Raw genomic sequence first — 21,776 nt, forward strand, 5'->3', positions numbered from 1 at the left:
CGTGACAAAGCCCAAGAAGATAGCCGCCATCATCGTGGCAGGGCTGTTCGTGTACCTGAGCCTGTACACGTGGAACCTGCGTACCGGACATCTGGACGCTCTTTCCTCCTACACCGGCCTGGACATCACCGGTTGGATTGTCCGGCCCGGTCACTGGGTGTCGAATCGGGTATCCGATTTCTGGGGGCGATACATCTATCTCGTGGGCCTGAAGCAGGAAAACGACAGCCTGCAGGAACAGAATGCCCGCCTTCGCCTGGAAAACCTCATGCTTTCCGACCGCGCCGAAGCCACGGCACGGCTTGAACGCCTGCTCATGTTCGCTCCGCTGGACGGTTGGAGCGAGCAGGGTGCGCGCATCATCGCCCACCGCATGGGTCCCGCGGCCACGCTGGATACGTTGACCGTGGACCGCGGCTCCCTGGCCGGGGTACGGGACGACATGCCCGTGATCTCACTGGAGGGCGTGGTGGGCCGCGTGCTGCGCTGCGCCTCTTCCGCAGCCCACGTGCTGCTGCTTTCCGATCCCAACAGCCGCGTGTCGGTCATGGGCAAGGACAACCGCTCGCAGGGCATTGTGGTGGGGCAGGGCCGCGGCCGGAACCTCAAGGTCGAATACATCAAGCTCAACGCGCCCATCGAACCCGGCGAGATGCTCGTGACTTCGGGCCTTTCCGGCATATTCCCCAAGGGTTTGCCCGTTGCCCGGGTCAAGACCGTACACCGCTCGGACATTTCGCTTTTCCTTTCCATCACGGCGGAGCCGCTCGTGGACGTGAACAAGCTCGAGGAAGTGCTGCTGCTCAAACGCATGACCCTTGCCGGGGGGCACAATGCAACGTCGGTCAACTAGCCTGCAGGTCGTTGCGTGGTGGCTTGCCTACACCATTGTGGCCGTGTGGCTGCAGACCCTGTTGCCGGGCGTGGATTTTCTGGCGCCGGGTGTGGTCCTGAGCCTGCAGGAGCGGCCCGGGGCGCAAACCGGATTCATGGTGCTGGCCTGGGTGCTGTTGCAGGAAGGCATGGGTTCCATGGCCTTCGGCTACGGGCTCATGTGGTACGGGGTGCTGGTGCTGGCCTATCTCGGCGGCCGGTGGCTGTTCGAGTCGAGAAGTTTTTTGTTCATGTGCCTGCTGGGGCTGTTGCTCGGCGCGATGCACCCCCTGCTGGTTTATTCTCTGGCCTCGCTGCAGGGCCTTGCCTGGTCCGTGCCGGACATGATGCTCGAAGGCGCGATCCAGGCCGGGATTTTCCCTGTGGCCTGGTATGCGGCGCGGTCTTTGTTCCCGCGGGGGATGCGATACGATGACGCACATGTTTGACAACGGCAACCGGCAACCGCCCAAGGCCGGACTGCTCCTGTTGCAGATATTCATTCTCGGCCTCTTCTGCGTGTTTGCCCTGCGCTTGTGGTACCTGCAGATTCACCGCGGCGAGGAATACGCGGTCAAGGCCCGTGAAAACCAGCTGCGTCAGGAACCTGTCTTTGCGCCGCGCGGCCTTATTCTCGACCGCAACGGCGAACTGCTGGCCGTGAACGAGCCGGCATATGCGCTGGGGCTGGTGCGTGAAGACTGCAAGGACATCAAGGCCACGCTGGCGCAGGTCGCCCATTGGACAGGCGTGCCCGTGGCAGAACTTCAGCAAAGATTTGCCAAGGGCCGCAAGCGGGTCAAGCCGTTCGAGGCGCTCATTCTCATTCCCGACCTTTCCTTTGATCAGATGGCCGTCATCGAGGCCAATCGCCTGCATTGGCCCGGGCTGGACATTCGCGTGCGGCCTCGCCGTCATTACAAGTACGGAACGCTCATGGCCCATATTCTCGGCTATGTTTCCGAGGCCAATGAAGCGGAAATGGAGAAGGACCCCAAGCTCGCCCTTGGCGACGAAGTGGGCAAGCAGGGGCTGGAGCTCATGCTGGAGCGCGCCTTGCGGGGCAGCAAGGGGCGCAGGCAGTTCGAGGTGGACGTGAACGGCCGCAAGCTGGACGAGCGCGTGCTGCGCAGTCCGAGGGCCGGGCAGGAGCTGGCCCTGTCCATCGACCTGCACCTGCAGCAACTGATCATGGATTGGCTCGAGGGGGAAGCCGGGGCCGTGGTGGTCATGGATGCGGACACAGGGCAGCTGCATGCGCTGGTGAGTTCGCCGTCCTTTGATTCCAACGCCTTCAGCTCCGGCCTGAGCCCCGAACAATGGGCGACCCTGCGCGACGACCCCATGCATCCGCTCCAGAACCGGGCCATCCAATCCGTGTATCCGCCCGGATCGGTGTTCAAGCTGTGTGTGGCCGGGGCGGGCCTTTCCTATAATATGGTGGACCCGAGGGAAACCGTGTTCTGCAACGGTGCCCTCAAGCTGGGCCGCCACGTGTTCCGCTGCTGGCGCAGGGGCGGGCACGGCAAGGTCAATTTCGAGCGTGCGCTGGTGGAGTCCTGCGACGTGTATTTCTACAAGCTGGGCAAGAAGCTCGGCGTGGACCGCATGAGCACCTTTGCCAATGCCTGCGGTTACGGGGTCAGGACCGGGATCCGGCTGCCCCACGAAAAAAGCGGCAACATCGCCACCCGGGAATGGAAGCGGCGCCGCTTCGGCGAACGCTGGCAGGGCGGGGACGACCTGAACATGGCCATCGGCCAGGGGTTCACCCTTGTGTCGCCTTTGCAGGTGGCCCGGTTCGTGGCCGCCATGGTCAACGGCGGCAAGCTGCTCAAACCCCAGTTGCTCAAGGACGACAAGGTGGAGCTGCTGGGCCGGGTGCCCCTGAACAAGGATCAGTTGGCCATGATCAGGAAGGCCATGCACAACACCGTGGCCGGGGCGCACGGCACCGCGCGCAGGCTGCGCACCAAGGGCGTGGACGTGGGCGGCAAGACCGGCACGGCCCAGGTTGTGCGCCTTACCGATGAACTCAAGAAGCTCAAGGACAAGGATATTCCTTACAAGTACAGGGACCACGCATGGATGTGCGCCTATGCGGAAAAGGGAGACAGGCGATACGCCATTGCCGCCCTGGTGGAGCACGGGCTGCACGGCGGGTCCGGTGCCGGTCCCGTGGTCAAGGCGGTCATCGAGTACCTGTTCAACGGCGTGACCCTGAAACGGCCGGAACGGAAATAGGCTTTTCCCGGAGGAAAGCATGGCTTTTGACAGACGCCTGCTCATCTACATCAACTGGCCCCTGCTGGGCCTGACCTGCATTCTTTTTTTCTGCGGGGTGCTCAACCTGTATTCCGCCAGCGGTTTCCGGCTGGAAGACGGCATGAGCGTGGCGCCCTACTACCAGAAACAGCTCATCTGGGGGCTCATGGGCATGTTCGGCATGCTCTTTGTCATGCTGTTCGACTACCGCCACCTGCGCACCATGGCCTGGCCCCTGTTCTGGGTGACCTGCATCATGCTGCTGGCCGTGTTCTTCATGGGCAAGACCATCTACGGGGCACGGCGCTGGCTGGACCTGGGCTTCATGAATTTCCAGCCCAGTGAGATGGCCAAGATCTGCATCCTGATCATCGGGGCGCGCATTCTGGCCCGGGAGCGCGAAAGCCTCGGCTTCACCCGGCTGGCCTATGTGGTGGGCGTGGGGCTCATTCCCGCGGGCATGGTCATCCGTCAGCCCGACCTCGGCTCCGGCCTGTCCATCCTCATGATACTGGGCGGCATGATTCTGTATCACGGCATGACCCCGCGCGTGTTCAAGACCCTGCTCATAACGATTCCCGCCATGCTGCCCCTGTCGTGGTTCTTTTTGCACGACTACCAGAAGCAGCGCATCCTGACGTTTCTGGATCCGACCAAGGACCCGCTTGGTGCCGGCTACCACATCATCCAATCGGAAATCGCCATCGGTTCGGGTCGCTTCTGGGGCAAGGGCTTTTTGGCCGGCACGCAATCCCAGCTCCGTTTTCTGCCGGAAAAGCACACGGACTTCGCCGTGGCCGTGTTCGGCGAGGAGTGGGGTTTTGCGGGAACAATGATTCTTTTGACCCTGTTTTGCGTTTTTCTGTACCAGATGGTGGTCATTGCACGCGATGCAAAGGACATGTTCGGCAGCTACCTTGCCGCTGGCGTATTCTTTTATTTCTTCTGGCAAATCCTGATCAATATGGGTATGGTGCTGGGACTCATGCCGGTTGTCGGGATTCCTTTGCCGTTCATCAGTTACGGGGGAAGCGCGACGCTGGTGAATTTTTTTCTCATAGGTCTGGTGCTCAACGTTTCCATGCGCCGGTTCCTGTTCAAACAGTAGTTTTGAACGGCCCGGATTTGGGAAAATCGTCACAAACTCGTCAAAAGGGGACACGATGGCCAGGGACGAGATCAACGCCTTTCTCGGGGCGGGAACCAACTACAACGGCAAGCTCCATTTTCAGGGAGCCGTACGCATCGACGGCAATTTCAATGGCGAAATCATGTCGGACGGCACCCTTGTCGTGGGGCAGGAAGCCTTTGTGGACGGGCAGATCAAGGTCGGTCAGCTCGTTCTTTCCGGCAATATTCGGGGTGATGTGATTGCCGGTGAAAAAGTGGTGCTGAACAAGACGGCCAATCTTCAGGGCAACATCCACACCCCCAGTCTGGTGGTGGAAGAGGGTGCTGTTTTGGAGGGTTCCTTGGCCATGGGCAAAGTGGATCCTGTTTCACAAAGTGAGGAGGATTCTGAATAACTCTTTGAATATTTGGGCAAAACGGGGGAACAGGCGTTGTGTCGAAGCTGAAAAAGGCTTTGACACAGGCTCGTAAATTGGGTAAACGCCAGTGACTTTGCGCTAAAATTCACAACCTCTCTGGGGGCAGACGCGATGATAGACATTCATCCTATCGGCATTTTGATCCAGTTCGTGAACTTCCTGATCACGCTGATCGTCCTGAACCTCATTCTGTTCGGTCCGGTCCGCGAAATGATCCGGAAGCGGAAGGAGCTCATGGCCGGACAGATGGACTCGATCGAGAAATTCACCGCTGACGCCGAGGGCAAGCTGAAGGATTATGAGGAGCAGCTCGCCGCGGCAAGAAAAGACGGTAACGAGATTCGTGCACAGCTTCGTGACGAAGCCGTGGCCGAGGAGACCAAGCTGCTTTCCGCCGCCGGTGCGGATGCGGCAGAGACCCTCAAGGCTTCCCGCGCCGAAATCGACGCGCAGGTGAAGTCGGCCATGGACCAGCTGGGCAAGGATGTCGAAAATTTTGCGGCCAAAGCCACGGACAAGATTCTTGGCCAGGCGTAACAGACGTTCTAAGGAGGGTTTCGTTTTGAAACGGGTGCATGTGATTCTCGCGGTTGCCGTCTGTATGCTGGCAGGAACCGCGGCCCACGCAAGTGAGGGAGGGGTGAGCAGTGACCAGCTGTGGAACTACCTCTGGCGAGTGGTCAACTTTATCGTTGTGGTGGCCATTATCTGGAAGCTGGCCGGCAGCAAGATAAAGGATCTGCTTTCCGGCAGGCAGCAGGAAATCAAGCAAAATCTCGACGACCTGCAGACTCGTCAGGCCGACGCTGAAAAGAAACTCAGGGATGTCGAGAAAAGCATCGCCAACCTTGAGCAGGAAAAAAAGGCCATTCTCGAGGAAGCCAGGAGCCAGGGCGAAGCGCTCAAGGTTGCCATTGAGGAAAAGGCCATCAGCGATGCCGATTTGATCCGCGAACAGGCCAAGAAGACCGCAGCGAACGAAGCGCTGGGCGCAGTGGAATCCATCCGCGCCGAGGTTGCCGAGATGGTTGTGCAGGCCGCGGAAAAAATCGTTCAGGAGAAGCTGTCGGACGCTGATCACGACAAGCTCGTGGATGAATATTTAACCAAGGTGGTGCTCAATTGACCGGGAACGTAGTTGCACGCCGCTATGCCAAGGCGCTGTACTCCGTCGGGGGCAGCCAAGGTGAGACAGAGGCGTACGGCAAAGAAATGATGGAGCTGGCTGGGTCCCTGCAGGGCGCGCCTGATGCCATGCGCTTCTTCCGGAATCCGCTGTTTTCCGCGGACGAGAAGAAGGCTGTGCTCAAGCAGATGCTGGAAAAATTGTCCGTCAAGCCCATGGTCGCCAACTTCTGCAACCTGCTCGCAGACAAGGGCAGGCTCGAGGAAGTTCCGGCCATTGCGGCTGACTATAAGGCGATGCTCGACGAAGCTTCGGGCGTCATCTCCGGCAGGCTGGTTACTGTCAAGCCCATGGATGCGGCCCGGCAGGCCGACGTCCTCAAGCGGCTTGAAGGCCAGACTGGTAAGAAACTGGAGTTGGAGTTTGCCGATGATGCTGAGATTCTTGGCGGCGTAGTCCTCAAGATCGGGGACAAGGTCCTGGATGCCAGCCTGAGAGCTCAGTTGCAGATTTTGAAAGACAATATCAAAAGGGGTGAGTAGGGCCATGCAGATCAAAGCGGAAGAAATCAGCAAGATCATTGAGGATCAAATTCAGAATTACGAGTCTCGCGTAGAAATGAGCGAGACCGGTACCGTTCTGTACGTCGGTGACGGTATCGCCCGCGTTCACGGTGTCGAAAATGTCATGGCCATGGAGCTGCTCGAGTTCCCCGGCGGCCTCAAGGGCATGGTTCTGAACCTTGAAGAAGACAACGTTGGTGTGGCGCTGCTCGGCGAAGACACCGGCATCAAGGAAGGCGACCCGGTCAAGCGTACCGGCCAGATCTTCTCCGTGCCGGTCGGCGACGCCGTCATGGGCCGCGTGCTCAACCCCCTGGGTGAGCCCATCGACGGTCTCGGACCCGTCGATTCCAAGGAAACCCGTCCCGTGGAAATGAAGGCCCCCGGCATCATTCCCCGTAAGTCGGTCCACGAGCCCTGCAACACCGGCCTCAAGGCCGTTGACGCCATGGTTCCGGTTGGCCGCGGACAGCGCGAACTGATCATCGGTGACCGTCAGGTCGGCAAGACCGCCATCGGCATCGACGCCATTCTCGCCCAGAAAAATACCGACGTGCACTGCTTCTACGTGGCTATCGGCCAGAAGAAGGCGCAGGTCGCCCTGGTTGCCGACATCCTGAAGAAGCACGGCGCCATGGAATACACCACCATCATCTCCGCCACCGCTTCCGAGCCCGCACCGCTGCAGTTCATCGGCGCATACTCCGGTTGCACCATGGCGGAACATTACCGCAACAACGGCAAGCACGCCCTCATCGTTTATGATGACCTTTCCAAGCAGGCCACGGCATATCGCCAGATGTCCCTGCTGCTTCGCCGCCCCCCGGGACGTGAAGCATTCCCCGGCGACGTTTTCTACCTGCACTCCAGGTTGCTGGAACGCGCCGCAAAGATGGACGACAAGTACGGCGCAGGTTCCATGACCGCTCTTCCGGTCATTGAAACCCAGGCCGGTGACGTGTCCGCATACATTCCGACCAACGTTATCTCCATTACCGACGGTCAGATCTACCTCGAACCCAACCTGTTCAACGCAGGCGTTCGCCCGGCCATCAACGTCGGTCTGTCCGTCTCCCGCGTTGGTGGTTCCGCGCAGATCAAGGCCATGAAGCAGGTCGCCGGTACTCTGCGTCTGGACCTCGCCCAGTATCGCGAACTGGCCGCATTCGCCCAGTTCGGCTCCGATCTGGACAAGGCGACCCAGGCCAAGCTTGCTCGCGGCGCCCGCATGGTGGAACTGCTCAAGCAGCCCCAGTACCAGCCGCTGTTGGTTCAGGAACAGGTCGCTTCCCTGTACGCAGGCGGTCGCGGTTTCATGGACGACGTGCCGGTGGAAGCCATCCAGAAGTTCGAGGCCGAATTCCTCGACTTCATGCGCAACTCCAAGTCTGATATCCTGAACGATATCGCGGAAAAGAAGGCCCTGGACGACGACATCGAGTCTCGTCTCAAGGCTGCCATTGAAGAGTTCAAGAAAGGCTTCAGCGCCTAAATCAAGGAGTTCGTGAATGGCATCGTTACGCGACGTCCAGAATAAAATCGCTGGCGTCAAGAAAACCAGGCAGATCACCAAGGCCATGAACATGGTGGCCTCGGCGAAGCTGCGCAAGGCCCAGGAACGCATTGAGCGTTTCCGGCCCTACGCGCAGAAGTTCTACGATATGCTTGCGGATCTGGCGTCCGGCGCTGACGAATCGGTCCATCCGCTCCTGGAAGTCCGCGAAGAAATCAAGAGTGTCGGCATCCTTGTCGTCTCTTCCGATCGCGGCCTCTGCGGTGCGTTTAATACCAACATCATCACCAAGGCCAACAAGCTTGCACAGTCCAAGGCCGCCGAAGGCAAGGCCGTCAAACTGTACTGCGTGGGCAAACGGGCTTGCGATTTCTTCCGCAAGAGGGACTTCACGGTCCAGCGCGAAGAACGCGACGCCATGAGCCATTTCGATTTCACGCTGGCCGCCAGCGTGGGTGACGAGTTCATCCGCGACTACATGGCCGGTGATATCGACGAAGTGCATCTTGTTTTCGGCGAGTTTCAGAGCATGGCCAGACAGGTTCCCGTGGCCCAGCAGATACTGCCCATGTCTTCTTCGGAAGAAGAGGCGGTCGAGGGCGAAAGCGGCGGATCTGGCGATTACATCTATGAACCTTCGGTCGAAGGCCTTTTGGCTGAACTCCTGCCTCGCTTCATCAAGGTCCAGGTATACCGCGGACTGCTCGACACGAGCTGTTCCGAACATGCCGCGCGCATGAGTGCCATGGATAACGCCACCAAGGCGTGCGATGAAATGAGTGAGCAGCTTACCCTGCTCTTCAACAAAACAAGGCAGGCCGCGATTACCGCGGATCTCATGGACATTGTCGGCGGCGCAGAAGCGCTGAACGGATAAAAGGGGGCTTTAGAGCTATGTCTAACGTAGGTAAAATTGTCCAGGTTATCGGCGCCGTTGTCGACGTCGAATTTCCCGATGGCAACCTGCCGAATATTCTTTCGGCGCTTCAGATCAACAACCCGAACAACGAAGATGCTCCGGATCTGATCTGCGAAGTTGCGCAGCACCTCGGTAACAACGTTGTTCGCACCATCGCCATGGACGCCACCGAAGGTCTGGTCCGCGGCATGGAGGCAAACGCTACTGGTGCTCCCATCTCTGTTCCGGTCGGCGCCGGTTCGCTGGGCCGCATCATGAACGTTGTGGGCCGCCCCGTGGACGAACTGGGCGAGATCAAGGCTGACAAGAGCCTGCCCATTCACCGCCCCGCGCCCTCGTTCACCGAGCAGAACACCAACGTGGAACTGCTTGAGACCGGCATCAAGGTCGTTGACCTGCTCATCCCGTTCCCCAAGGGCGGCAAGATGGGCCTGTTCGGCGGCGCAGGTGTCGGCAAGACCGTTATCCTCATGGAAATGATCAACAACATCGCAAAGCAGCACGGCGGTATCTCCGTGTTCGCAGGTGTTGGCGAGCGTACCCGTGAAGGTAACGACCTCTACCACGAAATGAAAGACGCCGGCGTTCTGGAGAAAGCCGCACTGGTCTACGGCCAGATGAACGAGCCTCCGGGAGCACGTGCCCGCGTCGCACTGACCGCACTGACCTGCGCGGAATACTTCCGTGACGAAGAAGGCCAGGACGTGTTGCTCTTCGTTGACAACATCTTCCGTTTCACCCAGGCAGGTTCCGAGGTGTCCGCACTTCTGGGCCGCATGCCTTCCGCGGTTGGTTACCAGCCCACTCTCGGCACCGACCTCGGTGGCCTGCAGGAGCGCATTACCTCCACGCAGAAGGGTTCCATCACCTCGGTCCAGGCTGTGTACGTCCCTGCGGACGACCTCACTGACCCGGCCCCGGCAACCACCTTCTCGCACCTTGACGGTACGCTCGTTCTGTCCCGTCAGATCGCAGAGCTCGGCATCTACCCTGCGGTTGACCCGCTGGACTCCACTTCCCGCATCCTGGACCCGCACGTCCTCGGTGAAGAGCATTACTACACCGCTCGCGAAGTGCAGCAGGTTCTGCAGAAGTACAAGGACCTTCAGGACATCATCGCGATTCTGGGTATGGACGAGCTGTCCGACGAAGACAAGCTCACCGTTGCCCGCGCCCGTCGCATCCAGCGCTTCCTGTCCCAGCCCTTCCACGTCGCTGAAGTGTTCACCGGCGTTGCAGGCAAGTACGTGAAGCTGGAAGACACCATCAAGGCCTTCCGCGACATCCTGGACGGCAAGTACGACGAGCTGCCCGAACAGGCATTCTACATGTGCGGCGGCATCGAAGAAGCCCTTGAAAAGGCCAAGCAGTAGGGAGATACCCCATGGCTAGTATGGTTACTCTTGAGATTGTCACCCCCGACCGGAAGGTTCTTTCCGAGGACGTGGAATACGTGGGCGCACCCGGTGCGCTCGGCGAATTCGGCATTCTGCCGAATCACGTTCCCTTCCTTTCCGCTCTGGGAATCGGCAATCTCCACTACAAGCTGGGCGGCAAGACGTATTACGTCTTTGTTGCCGGCGGCTTCGCCGAAGTGAGCCACAACAAGTGCACCGTCCTTGCGGAGGTCGCTGAAATGGCACACGAAATCGACGTCGACCGTGCTCAGAAGGCCCAGCAGCGGGCCGAGCAACGTGCCCAGCAGGCCAAGGAAAAGCTCGAGCATGCCCGGCATCAGGCTGCACTGAAGCGTTCTGTTGCACGCATCAGCTGCAATCGTGCCGGCAAGGACGCAGGCACCTGCTAGCGACCGGCCGAGCCGAAACAACACTATCAAAGCCCCGGCGGACCTTCTGGTCTGCCGGGGTTTTCTTTTGGAAAGGCAGCTGCCTCCGGCGGCTCAGGAACCTTTTGAAAAAGGTTCCTGAGAACCTCCAAAACTTTTTGGCGAGCCCGAAATCGCGCTTTGCACGGATTCGGGCTGGTTCGTTGCGGGGGGGGACTTTTTTATTGATACCCTCAATCTGGCAGGCTGTTGAAAAAGGTTTGAGTGCAAGGCGAAAGAAAAGAGCAAGACCGACGCGTACTTCAGATACGCGAGGGTTTGCTCTTTTTGCATCAACGCTGCAATCGGGCCTTTGTCGGCAGCCTGAAGGGTCCGTGACCCTTGCGCGCCGGAGGCGAAATCACACATCCAATCCCGCCGTAGGCGGGGACTCCTGTTTGCTTTTGATCTTCCACAAACCACAGGCGCGGCGATTGTCCTTTTTGTAAAATGAGGGTATCTGCTTGTTTGCGATTGATACGAAAAGCCCTTCGGGGCGTTACATACAGACCATGAAACCATTCGGAGCGATGATGGCCGACACGGTTACCGCACTCATTCTGGCCGCGGGCAAGGGCACGCGGATGCACTCCAACCGCCCCAAGGTTTTGCAAACCCTGCTGGGCGAACCCATGCTCGAATATGTGTACCGGGCGCTGGAGCCCGCTTTTGGCGAGCGAATTTTTACGGTGGTGGGATTTGGCGCGGAACAGGTGGAATCCGCGTTTCCGGAACGGGCCTCGAATTTCGTGCTTCAAAAGGAACAGCTCGGCACCGGGCATGCCCTGCAGGAGGCCTGGGAAAGCGTGCAAAAGACCGGAGCCGGATATTGCCTCGTGATCAACGGCGACACGCCCCTGGCCACCACCGAGGCCGTGGAGCGTCTTGCGGCACAGGCCGGACGCGCGGACGTGGCCTTCATGACCATCACCCCGCAGGACCCGGCATCGTTCGGCCGCGTGGTGCGCGACGATTCCGGACGAATTCTCGCCATTGTGGAGGCCAAGGACTATGACCACGCCACCCACGGCCCGGTTACCGGCGAGGTCAACGCAGGCGTGTACCTGTTGCGCATGGACTCGGTGGGGCAACTGCTGGACGGCCTGCGCGCGGAAAACAACTCGGGCGAGTATTATATTACGGACCTTGTGGCCATGGCCGTGGAACAGGGCATGACCGTGGAAGGCGTGACCTGCGGCGCGGATGTGAACCTCATGGGCATCAACAGCCCGCGCGAGCTCATTGATGCGGAAAAGACCCTTCGCCGTCGCATTGTGGACGGGCTCATTGACGAGGGCGTGATGATCCACAATCCCGATACCGTGATCATCGGCCCGCGCGTGACCGTTGAGCCGGGCGCGGAACTGTTCGGGCACGTAGAAATTTATGGCGAAAGCGTTGTGCGCGCCGGAAGCGTGCTCAATTCGTATACGTGGATCACGGATTCCTCGTTTGCCCCCGGGTGCGTGGTGCGCCAGTTCTGCCATGTGGAACAGGCCGAGGTGGGTCCTGATTGCGTTGTGGGTCCGTATGCGCGGCTGCGGCCCGGTGCCGTGTTGCGCAAGGGCGCCAAGGTCGGTAACTTCGTGGAGATGAAAAAGGCCGAACTGGGCGAGGGAGCCAAGGCCAGCCACCTGACCTATCTGGGCGATGCTGTGGTGGGCGCGGGCAGCAACATCGGCGCTGGCACCATTACCTGCAACTACGATGGCAAGAACAAGTTCATCACCACCATCGGCGAAGGAGCCTTCATCGGCAGCAATACCGCGCTGGTGGCTCCGGTGACCGTGGGACGCGATGCGCTTGTGGGCGCCGGGTCCACCATCACCAAGGACGTTCCCGACGAAGGCACGGCCATTGGGCGCGCCAAGCAGCTCAATCTGAAACGACGCATGAAGAAGTCTTGATTTCGTGAAACATAAGGATTAGGTTTTAACCATGGACATGGTAGACAGGCTTGAAAGCAGATTCGAAGCTCTTGTGCAGAAGATTCAGGAGCTGAAAGAGGAAAACCGGCGGCTGACCGAAACGCTGGAGCAGGAACGCAGTACCAAAGGGGACGCCACCCAGCGCATAGAGGCCCTTTTGGCTCGCATAGAGGGCGAGCTTGAATAGCGGGAAGTCACGATGTCGCGCTACAGCCTGTCGATCATGGGACTTGATATTTCCTTCAAGACGGACGCCACGCCCGAACGAGTTGAGGCTGCGCGGGGTCTTCTTGAAGAACGATATGAGATTTTGAGCAAAAACGCAGGTGACTTGAGCAAGGAGAAGTTGCTGACGTTTCTGGCGTTGAGTCTGGCCGATGACTATCTGGTCAATGTGGCCGAGCTTGACCGCCTGGAGGAGAAGATCGGAGAGATCTTGGAGAAAACCCCGTAGGCCGCCGCCGATGATAGGATGGGGCCGCAATGGGGAGCGGCAGAAAACCCTGGGGAGCATGTGATTGACCTGTGAGGTTATTGAGCCAATACCTCTTGAAAGGGCTACGACTCCAGCGCACTGGTGAGCATGCCCGGCACTGACCGGGAAGCCTGAAGGGGCGCGAGTCCGGCCCACCTGGACATACCAGGTTCAAAACTGACGGCAACACGGTTCTCCCGGGGATATCATACAAGGCCACGCACCGGCCGGGGAGCGGTGCGGGGACATGGCCGAAAGGTCGAACAACGGCACGAAACCGCTTTCTTCCCGTATCCATAGGACTGCATATCCGCATCTTCCGCCTCTTGCTCCTGCCGCAAGGGCGCTTTGTGCTGCGCTCTTTCCGGCAAAAACAGAGGGGCGTGAACAGGCCGCCTGATAGCCTGTCAACATACATTAAAGGAGCAACCAATGCTGGCGGAAATCGCAGTTATCGGCGGCAGTACGGGAGTAGGACTCGCAGCCGGGTTCTTTTTGCAAAAATATATATCAGCGAAGCAGATAGGGGATTCCCAGGATCTTGCCGAGCGTATCGTTACCGAAGCCCGCAAGGAGGCCGAGGCCTTCAAGAAGGAAGTCCGCGTTCAGGCGCAGGACGAGATATTTGCCCAGAAAAAAGAGCTTGAGCAGGAGATCAAGGCGCAGGAGAGCGCACTCAAGCGTCAGGAAAACAGGCTGCAGAGCAAGGAAGAACGCCTTGAAGGCAAGTTGGAAAAGGTCGCGGACAAGGAATCCCGCGTGGTTGAGTTGGAAAAACGACTCATCAAGCAGGAAAAGCGGCTTGAGGAATTTGAGGAAGAGCTTGAGCACAAGGCGGACGAGCACGAGCGCAAGTTGCAGGAAATTTCCGGTCTGACCGTTGAGGAAGCCCGTGAAAATCTGATGCACGAGATCGAATCGCGTACCCGCCACGAAGCGGCCAACATGGTCCGCAATATCGAGATGGAGGCCAAGGAATCCGCGTCCAAGAAGGCCAAGGAAGTGCTTTCCCTCGCCCTGCAGCGCTACGCAGGCGATTACGCCTCCGAGCAGACCGTCACGGCCGTGACCCTGCCTTCCGAAGACATGAAGGGCCGCATCATTGGCCGCGAGGGCCGCAACATCCGCGCGCTGGAAGCGGCCACCGGCGTGGACCTGATCATCGACGATACCCCGGAAACCGTTGTGCTGTCCGCGTTCAGTCCCTTGCGCCGCGAAGTGGCCAAGCAGGCTCTGGAACGGCTCATTCACGATGGCCGCATCCACCCGGCCCGCATCGAGGACATCGTGCGCAAGGTGGAGCAGGAAATGGACGTGAAGCTGCGCGAGACCGGCGAACAGGCCACCTTCGACGTGGGCGTTCACGGCATTCATCCGGATATCGTCAAGCTGCTGGGCCAGTTGCACTACCGCACCAGTTTTTCCCAGAACGTGCTGCAGCATAGCATGGAAGTGGCTTTCCTCTGTGGCGTCATGGCCGCGGAGCTTGGGCTGGACGAAAAGGAAGCCAAGCGTGCGGGGCTGCTGCACGACATCGGCAAGGCCGTGGACCACGAAATCGAAGGGCCGCATGCGGTCATCGGCGCGGACCTGGCCAAGAAGCACGGCGAGCACAAGGCCATCGTGCACGCCATTGCCGCGCACCATGAGGACGTGCCGCCCCAGAGCATTCTTGCCAACCTCGTGCAGGCGGCGGACAGCCTGTCCGGCGCCCGCCCGGGAGCACGCAAGGAACTGCTGGAAAACTACGTGAAGCGCCTTGAGGAGCTGGAAGGCCTGGCCACCGGGTTCAACGGTGTTTCCAAGGCGTATGCCATTCAGGCGGGCCGCGAAATCCGCGTCATGGTTGATGCGGACAAGGTCAACGACGAGAGCACCTACATGCTCTGCAAGGACATCGCCAAGAAGATCGAGAACAACATGACCTACCCCGGCCAGATTCGGGTCATGGTCATCCGCGAAAAGCGCTCCGTGAGCTACGCCAAGTAGCAACGGTTTCAACGAGTACTCTCACGGCCCGGCTCGATGCGTTCGAACCGGGCCGGTTTTCGTGCAAGGGATTATTATAAGGCCCTGTGAATGAGAATATCTTTGAATTTCTTCTCGGCATGGGGCAATATGTGTGTTCAGCCGGAATAGTGCATCAGGACAGTCCGTACGGGGGGCCGGCCTGATTGATTGGAGCTGCAGCCCGGGAACGTATTGCGGAGACAATGACCCCATGTCCAGGAATATGACCTTGTTCAAGGCCGAAATGGGCGAAGCCGAGTTTCAGAAATTCAGCGCGCTCATTCATTCCGAGTTCGGCATCAAGATGCCGCCCAGCAAGAAGGTGTTGCTGCAGTCGCGGTTTCAGAAGCGTCTGCGCGCTCTGGGTCTGAGTTCCTACGAGGAATACTGCGAATACGTGTTCAGCCCCGAAGGCCAGAAAAACGAACGCCAGCACCTTGTGGACGTGGTCACCACCAATACCACGCATTTCTTTCGCGAGCCCAAGCATTACGACATCCTGAACAACATCGTGCTTCCCGAGGTGTGGCGAACCGTGGGCAGCGGCCGCGAGGCCCGCATCTGGAGCGCAGGCTGTTCCAGCGGCGAGGAGCCGTATACACTGGCCATGGTCCTTTCCGAGTTTGCGGAAAGCCACTCCGGGTTTCGGTTTACCATTCAGGCCACGGACATTTCCCGAGATATTCTGCAAAAGGCCATGCGCGCGGTCTATTCCATGGACAAGCTGGACGAGATTCCGCAGGGCATGCGCAGGAAATATCTGCTCAAAAGCAAGGATCCGGCCAAGCGGCTCATGAAGATGGACAGGGTCATCCGTTCCCGTGTGCGGTTCAGCCAGTTGAACTTCATGGATAATTTCAAGCTCGATTTCACGCCGGATATCATTTTCTGCCGCAACGTGGTCATCTATTTCGACCGGCCCACGCAGGAAGTCCTGTTCAGCAAATTCTGCAATCATCTGGCCATGGGCGGTTTTCTGTTCATCGGCCATTCCGAAAGCCTCTCGGGCATGGACCTGCCGCTGCGGCAGGTAGCCCCCACGGTTTTCCAGCGAATCTGACCGCAACATCAATCCGAACCATAGGCTGTGCGTCTTTCGGGCGCGCAAGGGGGCGTTTGTGCGAATCCTGTTTCTCGGCGACATCATGGGGCGAACCGGGCGTACCGCTGTAAAACGGCATCTGGCACAGGTGCGCGAAGAAGAGAACATCGACCTCGTGCTGGCCAACGGCGAAAACGCCTCGGGCGGACTCGGGCTTTCGGCCAAGTCCAGCCGCGAGCTGTTCGGCGCGGGGGTGGACGCCATGACCTCGGGCAATCACATCTGGAAATTTCGCGATATCATTCCCGTGCTGGAAGGCGGTAACCTGTTGCGTCCTGCCAACTATCCCCACGGATCGCCCGGACGCGGCTGGGCCGTGTTCGAGTTTCAAGGGCTGGCTCCGCTGGCCGTGATCAATCTGCAGGGCCGCACCTTCATGGAACCCATTGACTGCCCGTTTGCCGCGCTGGAACGCATTCTGGAGGAGATTCCGGATCATGTGCGATTGCGCGTTGTGGATTTTCATGCCGAGGCCACCAGCGAAAAACTGGCGCTGGCGTGGATGGCGGACGGTCGGGTTTCGGCCATGCTCGGAACCCATACCCATGTACCAACGGGCGATGCGCGCATTTTTCCGCAGGGCATGGCCTACATGACCGATCTGGGCATGTGCGGGCCGCGCGATTCCTGCCTTGGCATGGCGCCCGGACCCATTATCCGCAGATTCGTGACCGGATTGCCCCAAAAATATCGAATTGCGTCCGGTCCCGGTGTTTTACAAGGCGCGATTTTTGACTTAGATGAATCGTCCGGGACGGCAAGTTCCATTACCGCGTGGAGTATGCATACAGGATGATTTCGACCATAGAGGAGCATATGAATATTTTCGACGAATTGCAGTGGCGGGGGCTCGTGAATCAGGTTTCGGACGAGGACAAGGTGCGCGATTATCTCGCCACCTCCGGAGCCAGCATGTATTGCGGCTTCGATCCCACTGCCGAAAGCCTGCATGTGGGCAACCTTGTTCCCCTGCTCTGTCTGGCGCGCATGAAGAAGGCCGGCCACAACCCCATCGTACTCATGGGCGGGGCCACCGGCATGATCGGCGACCCCAGCGGCAAGGACAAGGAACGCGACCTCTCCTCCCGCGAGGCACTGGACGAGCGTACTGCAAAGATCGTTTCGCAGGTGCGCCGATTTTTCGAGCGGGTCACGGGCGAGCGTCCGGACGTGGTCAACAACTACGACTGGACCAAGGACATGACTGCCATCGAATTGCTGCGGGACGTGGGCAAGTTCTACACCGTGAACTGGATGCTGCAGAAGGAATCGGTCAAGGGCCGCATCGCCCGCGACGAGGTAGGCATTTCCTACACCGAATTCAGCTACATGATCCTTCAGGGCTACGATTTCTACCATCTGTTCAAGAATCGCGGCACGCGGCTGCAGATCGGCGGCGGCGACCAGTGGGGCAACATCACTTCGGGCTGTGAGCTTGTGCGGCGCAAGACCGCCGTGGAGGGCGACCCGGAAGAAGCATTTGCATTGACCTTCCCGCTCATCACCACGGCTGCTGGCAAGAAGTTCGGCAAGAGCGAAAAGGGTGCCATTTTCCTGAATCCGGAAATTACTTCGCCCTATGCCTTCTACCAGTTCTGGATCAACACCGACGACCGCGACGTGATCAAGTTCATGAAGTATTTCACCTTCATGACCCAAGAGGAAATCGCGGAAATGGAGACGGCCGTGGAAGAGCGCGCGCATCTGCGCGAGGCCCAGAAGCGGCTGGCCGCCGAGGTCACCGAAATGATCCACGGCAAGCGCGAACTGGAACGGGTCATGGCCGCCACCGAAGCCCTGTTCGGCAAGGGCGACCTCAAGACCGTGGATCCGGCCACCCTGCGTTCGGCGCTGGATTCGGCCCCGGCCTTCAATTACGGCAAGGGCGCGGATTTGCCCGAACTGGCCCAGACGCTCGTGGACCTGAACCTGTGCAAGTCCAAGGGGCAGGCGCGCAAGGACATCAAGGCGGGCGGCGTGTACATCAACGGCGAGCGCGCGGCCGAAGGTCAGGATCTGGCCGATTCCGACTTCATCGGCGGCGAGGTGTTGGTGATTCGCAAGGGCAAGAAGAACTACGGCCTTGTGACCCGTGTATGATAGAAATAACGCCAATTACGAGGCCCGGAACCATGCAGGTTCCGGGCCTTTTTTTTTGCCTTGCACTCAAACCTTTCTCAACAGCCTGTAACATTGAGCCATTCCTCGCTCGCTTGAGCGGGGCAAGGGGGAAAGCAACCAATCAACCAACGAACAAGCGTCGAGTTAATTGGTCGGACGGACACATTTGGTCACCACACAATTCCGACGGAATTTTTCCTTCTATTCCGAGTGTCGACTGAAATCGAGCCATCGTATGGCTCGGTGCGATAACGTATGCACGAGGACGGTGAGGCAAATTTCAGAAAATCAGCGAGGTCTTTCATGAGGCCGACGCAGGGATTGGTTCGTGGGGAGGGAGAGGAGGGTAGGTCGCAGGAAAAATCTTCAGGACAGTAGATTTTGACGCTGTGCATTTGCACAGCGCCCAAGGGGCGAGGCATAGGAGATGCCGAGTCAAGGGAGGAGAGGGAGGGGGGACGCCCCCCTCTCTTTCTTCCCTTCCTCAAATGGTTCTCGACTGATTGGTGTAAAATACCTTTGTACTACTGCGCGTCAGCGCAACCTAAAGACTGAAAGGCTTACCAATTTCGTTGTTGCGCTGACGCGCAGTAGAACACCGTAGAAGCACCTTCATTGAAGGTTTCGGCCTCCGGAACCGGAGCACACTGACTGCCGCAACAGACAACGCCCTAGGAAGCCTTGGCCCCGCGCAGGCGGTCGTTGTACAACGCCCACGTTTTCAGAAAAGTGGCGTCAAAGGTGCGCGATTCCACGGCGGCGCGCGCCCGGGCGCTCATGTATGACATGCGCTCCGGGGAATCCACCAGATGCAGCATGGCCCGCACCAGTGCGTCCGGGTTGGCGGCCGGAACCACCAGCCCGGTCTCGTCCTGAACCACGTTTTCACACGGTCCGCCCTCGTCAGTGACAATGCAGGGCAGGCCCGAGGCCTGCGCCTCCAGCACCACGTTGCCGAAGGTGTCCGTTGCCGAGGGGAACACGAACATGTCCGCGCTGGCGTATGCCGAGGCCAGCCGTTCTCCGGCCAGCACGCCCGTGAACACGGCCTTGGTGCCGCGCAGTTCCTTTTTCATCTGTTCGAGGTAGGGACCGTCGCCCACCACCACGAGGGTGACCTCGGGCCGCATGCGGCTGAGCACCTTGTAGGCCGCGGTCAGATGGTCCAGCCCCTTTTCCATGGAAACGCGGCCCACGTAGAGCAGCTTCTTGCCGGGACTGACGTTGAATTCATTGAAAAAGCCGTTGCGTTTGGACGGGTGGAAGCGCTCCACGTCCACTCCGCGCGGATAGGTGACCACCTTGCCGGGATCAATGCCCCGGTCCGTGAGCTCGAACTTGGTGGCCTCGCTTGGTGCGTAGATGACCTGCATCTGGTTGTAGAACCACGTCATGTAGCGCCAGCAGCCGTCTTCAAGGGCGGTGTCTTCGGTGAATGCCCGCACGTATTGGGGAAATGCCGTGTGATATGTGCCGTGGAACGGCAGCTTGAGGATCTTGGAAATGGCCAGCGCGGCAAGGCCGACAGGGCCGGGCGTGGCCGCGAGGATGCAGTCGAATTCCTGTTCGAAGCAGTATTCGAGCATGTCCAGAAACGGCGGATAGCACAGGGAGATTTCCTCGTATTCGGAAAGCGTGAACCGGCCTACCGGCTCGAAGTCCTTTTGCCCGGGCAGGTCGCACCGGGAACCGCAGGTGATGGCCACCATGGTCTTGTCGTGGCGGCCCACCAGCTCCAGTTGCTGGCGGATGGTCTTGGCCACGCCGTTGACCTCGTCGAAGGTGTCCGTGAAATGGGCCATGCGCAGGCCTTTTTTGTCGCCTTTTTTGGGCATGGAATCCATGCGTACCTTGAACCGTTCGGCGCAGCGCATGCAGAATTCGCGTTCGCTGGAAAAGAGGTCGTAGCCCACGAAGTAGGGTGCCAGCAGGGCGTACAGGGAGCTTGCCGAGCCGATGGAATGAAATACGTCGAAGATGTTCGCGCCCATGACGCTGGTCAGGGTGCGGTCCGCAAACTGGGCCAGCACGCGGTTGGTGGCCTTGGAAATGAAACGGGAAAGTTCTTTTTCAAGGCGTTCCGGGGTGTGGCTTTCACCCTGCGTCAGCGCGTGCAGGTTTGGGTCCGAGGCGATGATTTTTGAGGCCTCGCGCAGGATCACGTCGCGCACGGAGTCGTCGCCCATGGAGGAGTGCAGGGCGGCCTTGCCGCGCCCGATGAGTTTCATGAAGCGGTTGACGATGCTCGAGGAGGATTTGGGCCGGGCCGGGGTCAGGGCGTTGTCCGCAAAGCGGATGCATATGTGCTCGCGGGCCGCGTGGCTCATGGTGGTGCGGCTGGTGTAGAATTGGTAGGCGATACCGTACAGGTTGTGGGCCATGGTGGCGGGCGTGGCCGGAGCGCCGTCCGGTGTGCAGCGGCCATGGTCCAGCGCGTCCAGCAGGCTCATGACCGTGGCCTCGCCCTGAAAGCGGGTGTGGATGCGGGCGATGTTCAGGGAGCTGTGGTCGTCCGAACCGCCCACCATGATCTTTTTCCACGGCTCGGTGCCGACCGGCGCAATGTCGTGCTTGTCGGCCAGCTGTTCGATGGTGTGCGGTGTCAGGTTCTTGATGATGGCGGCCAGCGCTTCGTTCTGGCGGGCGTCGCGCGTGCCGTTGGCCTCGAGGATGCGGAACATCAGCAGTGCCTGCTCGAAATGCTCCAGCGTCAGGCGGTCGTTGACCGCAAACAGCGGGTGCGCCAGCGCGTGGGTGATGCCCTGTTCATTGAGGTAGGGCACCAGATCGAACACGTTTTCGCGCAGCTTCTGGAAGTCAGCGTGCTGCTGTTCGGTGATGTCCCATGCCAGTACGTGCAGTTTGCAGCCGTCGTCCGGAAAATAGGTGGTTATTTCCTCGCTCACGAAGGCCCCGGGCAGGTGGGCTATCTCCAGCGCACCGTTGATGGTGTTGTGGTCGGAGATGGTCACGAGGTCCATGCCCTTGGCGCGGGCGATGTCGTATATATCCAGCGGTTCGGTGAAGCTTTCCGGGCAGCCGATTTTTTGCAGGATCCATTGCGAGGGGCGGGTGGAGTGTTTCGAGTGGACATGCAGGTCCGCCCGAAGCCACTTCCCGCCCGTGAGTTCGTTATCCAGAAGCATCACGCGCACGCCCCGAAGCCGTTGTCCCGCTCCTCCTGGCAGCGCACGCACAGCGTTGTCGAGGGGTTGGCCTTGAGCCGGGCCATGCCGATGTGTTCGCCGCACGCTTCGCATTCGCCGTATTCCGGGGAATCGATGCGCTTGAGCGCCACTTCCAGTTGCGAGAGCTTGCTGGAGGCGCGCTCGGCAAGGGCAAGGTTGAGGTTGCGCTGGGTGAGCTGGGATGCGTAGTCGATGTCGTCTGCGGTGTATTCCATGGAGTATTCCGTTTCCAGGGCCGTTTCGGACGTGCCGTTCAGCGAAGCCAATTCGTTGTTCAGGTGGGTCCTGAGTTCAATCTTCTGGGATTCGGTCATGGCG

The 21,776-nt window shown here is 59.5% G+C and carries 21 protein-coding genes and 1 other RNA gene; 20 read left to right on the top strand and 2 right to left on the bottom strand.

Features of this window, described 5'->3' with window-relative positions:
- Window position 1 precedes the first annotated feature (1 nt).
- The 20 genes from mreC (at window position 2) to tyrS (ending at window position 18,249) form a co-directional block, all read left to right on the top strand.
- Window positions 2–853, top strand: a complete 852-nt coding sequence (gene mreC, locus F8A88_RS09760; RefSeq protein WP_151150953.1) for a rod shape-determining protein MreC — start codon at window positions 2–4, stop codon at window positions 851–853.
- The gene (locus F8A88_RS09765; protein WP_151150954.1) at window positions 834–1,322 is read left to right on the top strand and encodes a hypothetical protein; all 489 of its coding nucleotides are present in this window, start codon (window positions 834–836) and stop codon (window positions 1,320–1,322) included. Before mreC ends, F8A88_RS09765 begins: the two co-directional genes overlap by 20 nt.
- A complete protein-coding gene (mrdA, locus tag F8A88_RS09770) occupies window positions 1,306–3,117 on the top strand; it encodes a penicillin-binding protein 2 (RefSeq protein WP_151150955.1) in 1,812 nt (603 codons plus the stop codon). Before F8A88_RS09765 ends, mrdA begins: the two co-directional genes overlap by 17 nt.
- 19 nt (window positions 3,118–3,136) lie before the next feature.
- Complete coding sequence (gene rodA / locus F8A88_RS09775; protein ID WP_151150956.1) at window positions 3,137–4,246, top strand: rod shape-determining protein RodA; 1,110 nt, start codon at window positions 3,137–3,139, stop codon at window positions 4,244–4,246.
- A gap of 55 nt (window positions 4,247–4,301) precedes the next feature.
- A complete protein-coding gene (locus F8A88_RS09780; protein WP_151150957.1) occupies window positions 4,302–4,664 on the top strand; it encodes a bactofilin family protein in 363 nt (120 codons plus the stop codon).
- 135 nt (window positions 4,665–4,799) lie between these two features.
- Entirely contained in the window at window positions 4,800–5,225 is a 426-nt protein-coding gene (locus F8A88_RS09785) for an ATP synthase F0 subunit B (protein ID WP_151150958.1), read from the top strand.
- 34 nt (window positions 5,226–5,259) lie between these two features.
- On the top strand, window positions 5,260–5,814 hold the full coding sequence (locus tag F8A88_RS09790; RefSeq protein ID WP_338325290.1) for a F0F1 ATP synthase subunit B family protein: 555 nt from the start codon (window positions 5,260–5,262) through the stop codon (window positions 5,812–5,814).
- Window positions 5,811–6,356 carry an ATP synthase F1 subunit delta gene (gene atpH / locus F8A88_RS09795; RefSeq protein WP_151150960.1) on the top strand — a complete coding sequence of 182 codons (546 nt, stop codon included), beginning with the start codon at window positions 5,811–5,813 and terminating at the stop codon, window positions 6,354–6,356. Before F8A88_RS09790 ends, atpH begins: the two co-directional genes overlap by 4 nt.
- A 4-nt stretch (window positions 6,357–6,360) precedes the next feature.
- A complete protein-coding gene (gene atpA, locus F8A88_RS09800; RefSeq protein WP_151150961.1) occupies window positions 6,361–7,869 on the top strand; it encodes a F0F1 ATP synthase subunit alpha in 1,509 nt (502 codons plus the stop codon).
- 16 nt (window positions 7,870–7,885) lie between these two features.
- Entirely contained in the window at window positions 7,886–8,767 is an 882-nt protein-coding gene (locus F8A88_RS09805) for a F0F1 ATP synthase subunit gamma (protein ID WP_151150962.1), read from the top strand.
- Window positions 8,768–8,784: 17 nt separating this feature from the next.
- Window positions 8,785–10,182 carry a F0F1 ATP synthase subunit beta gene (gene atpD, locus F8A88_RS09810; RefSeq protein ID WP_151150963.1) on the top strand — a complete coding sequence of 466 codons (1,398 nt, stop codon included), beginning with the start codon at window positions 8,785–8,787 and terminating at the stop codon, window positions 10,180–10,182.
- Window positions 10,183–10,193: 11 nt separating this feature from the next.
- Window positions 10,194–10,616: a F0F1 ATP synthase subunit epsilon gene (locus F8A88_RS09815; protein WP_151150964.1), complete on the top strand. Its 423-nt coding sequence runs from the start codon at window positions 10,194–10,196 to the stop codon at window positions 10,614–10,616.
- 551 nt (window positions 10,617–11,167) lie between these two features.
- Entirely contained in the window at window positions 11,168–12,541 is a 1,374-nt protein-coding gene (glmU, locus tag F8A88_RS09820) for a bifunctional UDP-N-acetylglucosamine diphosphorylase/glucosamine-1-phosphate N-acetyltransferase GlmU (protein WP_170283788.1), read from the top strand.
- A gap of 31 nt (window positions 12,542–12,572) precedes the next feature.
- Window positions 12,573–12,749 (top strand): cell division protein ZapB, encoded by a 177-nt coding sequence (locus F8A88_RS09825; RefSeq protein ID WP_151150965.1) that lies wholly within the window; start codon window positions 12,573–12,575, stop codon window positions 12,747–12,749.
- A gap of 12 nt (window positions 12,750–12,761) precedes the next feature.
- Window positions 12,762–13,016, top strand: a complete 255-nt coding sequence (locus tag F8A88_RS09830) for a cell division protein ZapA (protein ID WP_151150966.1) — start codon at window positions 12,762–12,764, stop codon at window positions 13,014–13,016.
- A 43-nt stretch (window positions 13,017–13,059) separates the two neighbouring features.
- Window positions 13,060–13,245: non-coding RNA, 6S RNA (ssrS, locus tag F8A88_RS09835), on the top strand.
- Window positions 13,246–13,469: 224 nt separating this feature from the next.
- Window positions 13,470–15,026, top strand: a complete 1,557-nt coding sequence (gene rny, locus F8A88_RS09840; RefSeq protein ID WP_151150967.1) for a ribonuclease Y — start codon at window positions 13,470–13,472, stop codon at window positions 15,024–15,026.
- Between the two features lie 232 nt (window positions 15,027–15,258).
- The gene (locus F8A88_RS09845; RefSeq protein WP_151150968.1) at window positions 15,259–16,107 is read left to right on the top strand and encodes a CheR family methyltransferase; all 849 of its coding nucleotides are present in this window, start codon (window positions 15,259–15,261) and stop codon (window positions 16,105–16,107) included.
- Between the two features lie 58 nt (window positions 16,108–16,165).
- Window positions 16,166–16,945, top strand: a complete 780-nt coding sequence (locus F8A88_RS09850; protein ID WP_151150969.1) for a TIGR00282 family metallophosphoesterase — start codon at window positions 16,166–16,168, stop codon at window positions 16,943–16,945.
- A 20-nt stretch (window positions 16,946–16,965) separates the two neighbouring features.
- On the top strand, window positions 16,966–18,249 hold the full coding sequence (tyrS, locus tag F8A88_RS09855) for a tyrosine--tRNA ligase (protein WP_151150970.1): 1,284 nt from the start codon (window positions 16,966–16,968) through the stop codon (window positions 18,247–18,249).
- Between the two features lie 692 nt (window positions 18,250–18,941).
- Here the strand turns inward: tyrS and F8A88_RS09860 are convergent.
- Window positions 18,942–21,416, bottom strand: a complete 2,475-nt coding sequence (locus F8A88_RS09860) for a glycosyltransferase (protein WP_151151019.1) — start codon at window positions 21,414–21,416, stop codon at window positions 18,942–18,944.
- The gene (locus F8A88_RS09865; protein WP_161598376.1) at window positions 21,416–21,772 is read right to left on the bottom strand and encodes a TraR/DksA family transcriptional regulator; all 357 of its coding nucleotides are present in this window, start codon (window positions 21,770–21,772) and stop codon (window positions 21,416–21,418) included. The genes F8A88_RS09860 and F8A88_RS09865 overlap by 1 nt, the downstream gene beginning before the upstream one ends.
- Between the last annotated feature and the right edge of the window lie 4 nt (window positions 21,773–21,776).

Source organism: Pseudodesulfovibrio senegalensis, from assembly GCF_008830225.1.
Classification (GTDB): Bacteria; Desulfobacterota; Desulfovibrionia; order Desulfovibrionales; family Desulfovibrionaceae; genus Pseudodesulfovibrio; species Pseudodesulfovibrio senegalensis.

Bases quoted from the DNA above. Each gene is read 5' to 3' on its own strand.
- F8A88_RS09765 (WP_151150954.1), top strand. From the start codon at position 834: ATGCAACGTCGGTCAACTAGCCTGCAGGTCGTTGCGTGGTGGCTTGCC.
- mrdA (WP_151150955.1), top strand. From the start codon at position 1,306: ATGACGCACATGTTTGACAACGGCAACCGGCAACCGCCCAAGGCCGGA.
- rodA (WP_151150956.1), top strand. From the start codon at position 3,137: ATGGCTTTTGACAGACGCCTGCTCATCTACATCAACTGGCCCCTGCTG.
- F8A88_RS09780 (WP_151150957.1), top strand. From the start codon at position 4,302: ATGGCCAGGGACGAGATCAACGCCTTTCTCGGGGCGGGAACCAACTAC.
- F8A88_RS09785 (WP_151150958.1), top strand. From the start codon at position 4,800: ATGATAGACATTCATCCTATCGGCATTTTGATCCAGTTCGTGAACTTC.
- atpA (WP_151150961.1), top strand. From the start codon at position 6,361: ATGCAGATCAAAGCGGAAGAAATCAGCAAGATCATTGAGGATCAAATT.
- F8A88_RS09805 (WP_151150962.1), top strand. From the start codon at position 7,886: ATGGCATCGTTACGCGACGTCCAGAATAAAATCGCTGGCGTCAAGAAA.
- atpD (WP_151150963.1), top strand. From the start codon at position 8,785: ATGTCTAACGTAGGTAAAATTGTCCAGGTTATCGGCGCCGTTGTCGAC.
- F8A88_RS09815 (WP_151150964.1), top strand. From the start codon at position 10,194: ATGGCTAGTATGGTTACTCTTGAGATTGTCACCCCCGACCGGAAGGTT.
- glmU (WP_170283788.1), top strand. From the start codon at position 11,168: ATGGCCGACACGGTTACCGCACTCATTCTGGCCGCGGGCAAGGGCACG.
- F8A88_RS09825 (WP_151150965.1), top strand. From the start codon at position 12,573: ATGGACATGGTAGACAGGCTTGAAAGCAGATTCGAAGCTCTTGTGCAG.
- F8A88_RS09830 (WP_151150966.1), top strand. From the start codon at position 12,762: ATGTCGCGCTACAGCCTGTCGATCATGGGACTTGATATTTCCTTCAAG.
- rny (WP_151150967.1), top strand. From the start codon at position 13,470: ATGCTGGCGGAAATCGCAGTTATCGGCGGCAGTACGGGAGTAGGACTC.
- F8A88_RS09845 (WP_151150968.1), top strand. From the start codon at position 15,259: ATGTCCAGGAATATGACCTTGTTCAAGGCCGAAATGGGCGAAGCCGAG.
- tyrS (WP_151150970.1), top strand. From the start codon at position 16,966: ATGAATATTTTCGACGAATTGCAGTGGCGGGGGCTCGTGAATCAGGTT.
- F8A88_RS09860 (WP_151151019.1), bottom strand. From the start codon at position 21,416: ATGCTTCTGGATAACGAACTCACGGGCGGGAAGTGGCTTCGGGCGGAC.
- F8A88_RS09865 (WP_161598376.1), bottom strand. From the start codon at position 21,772: ATGACCGAATCCCAGAAGATTGAACTCAGGACCCACCTGAACAACGAA.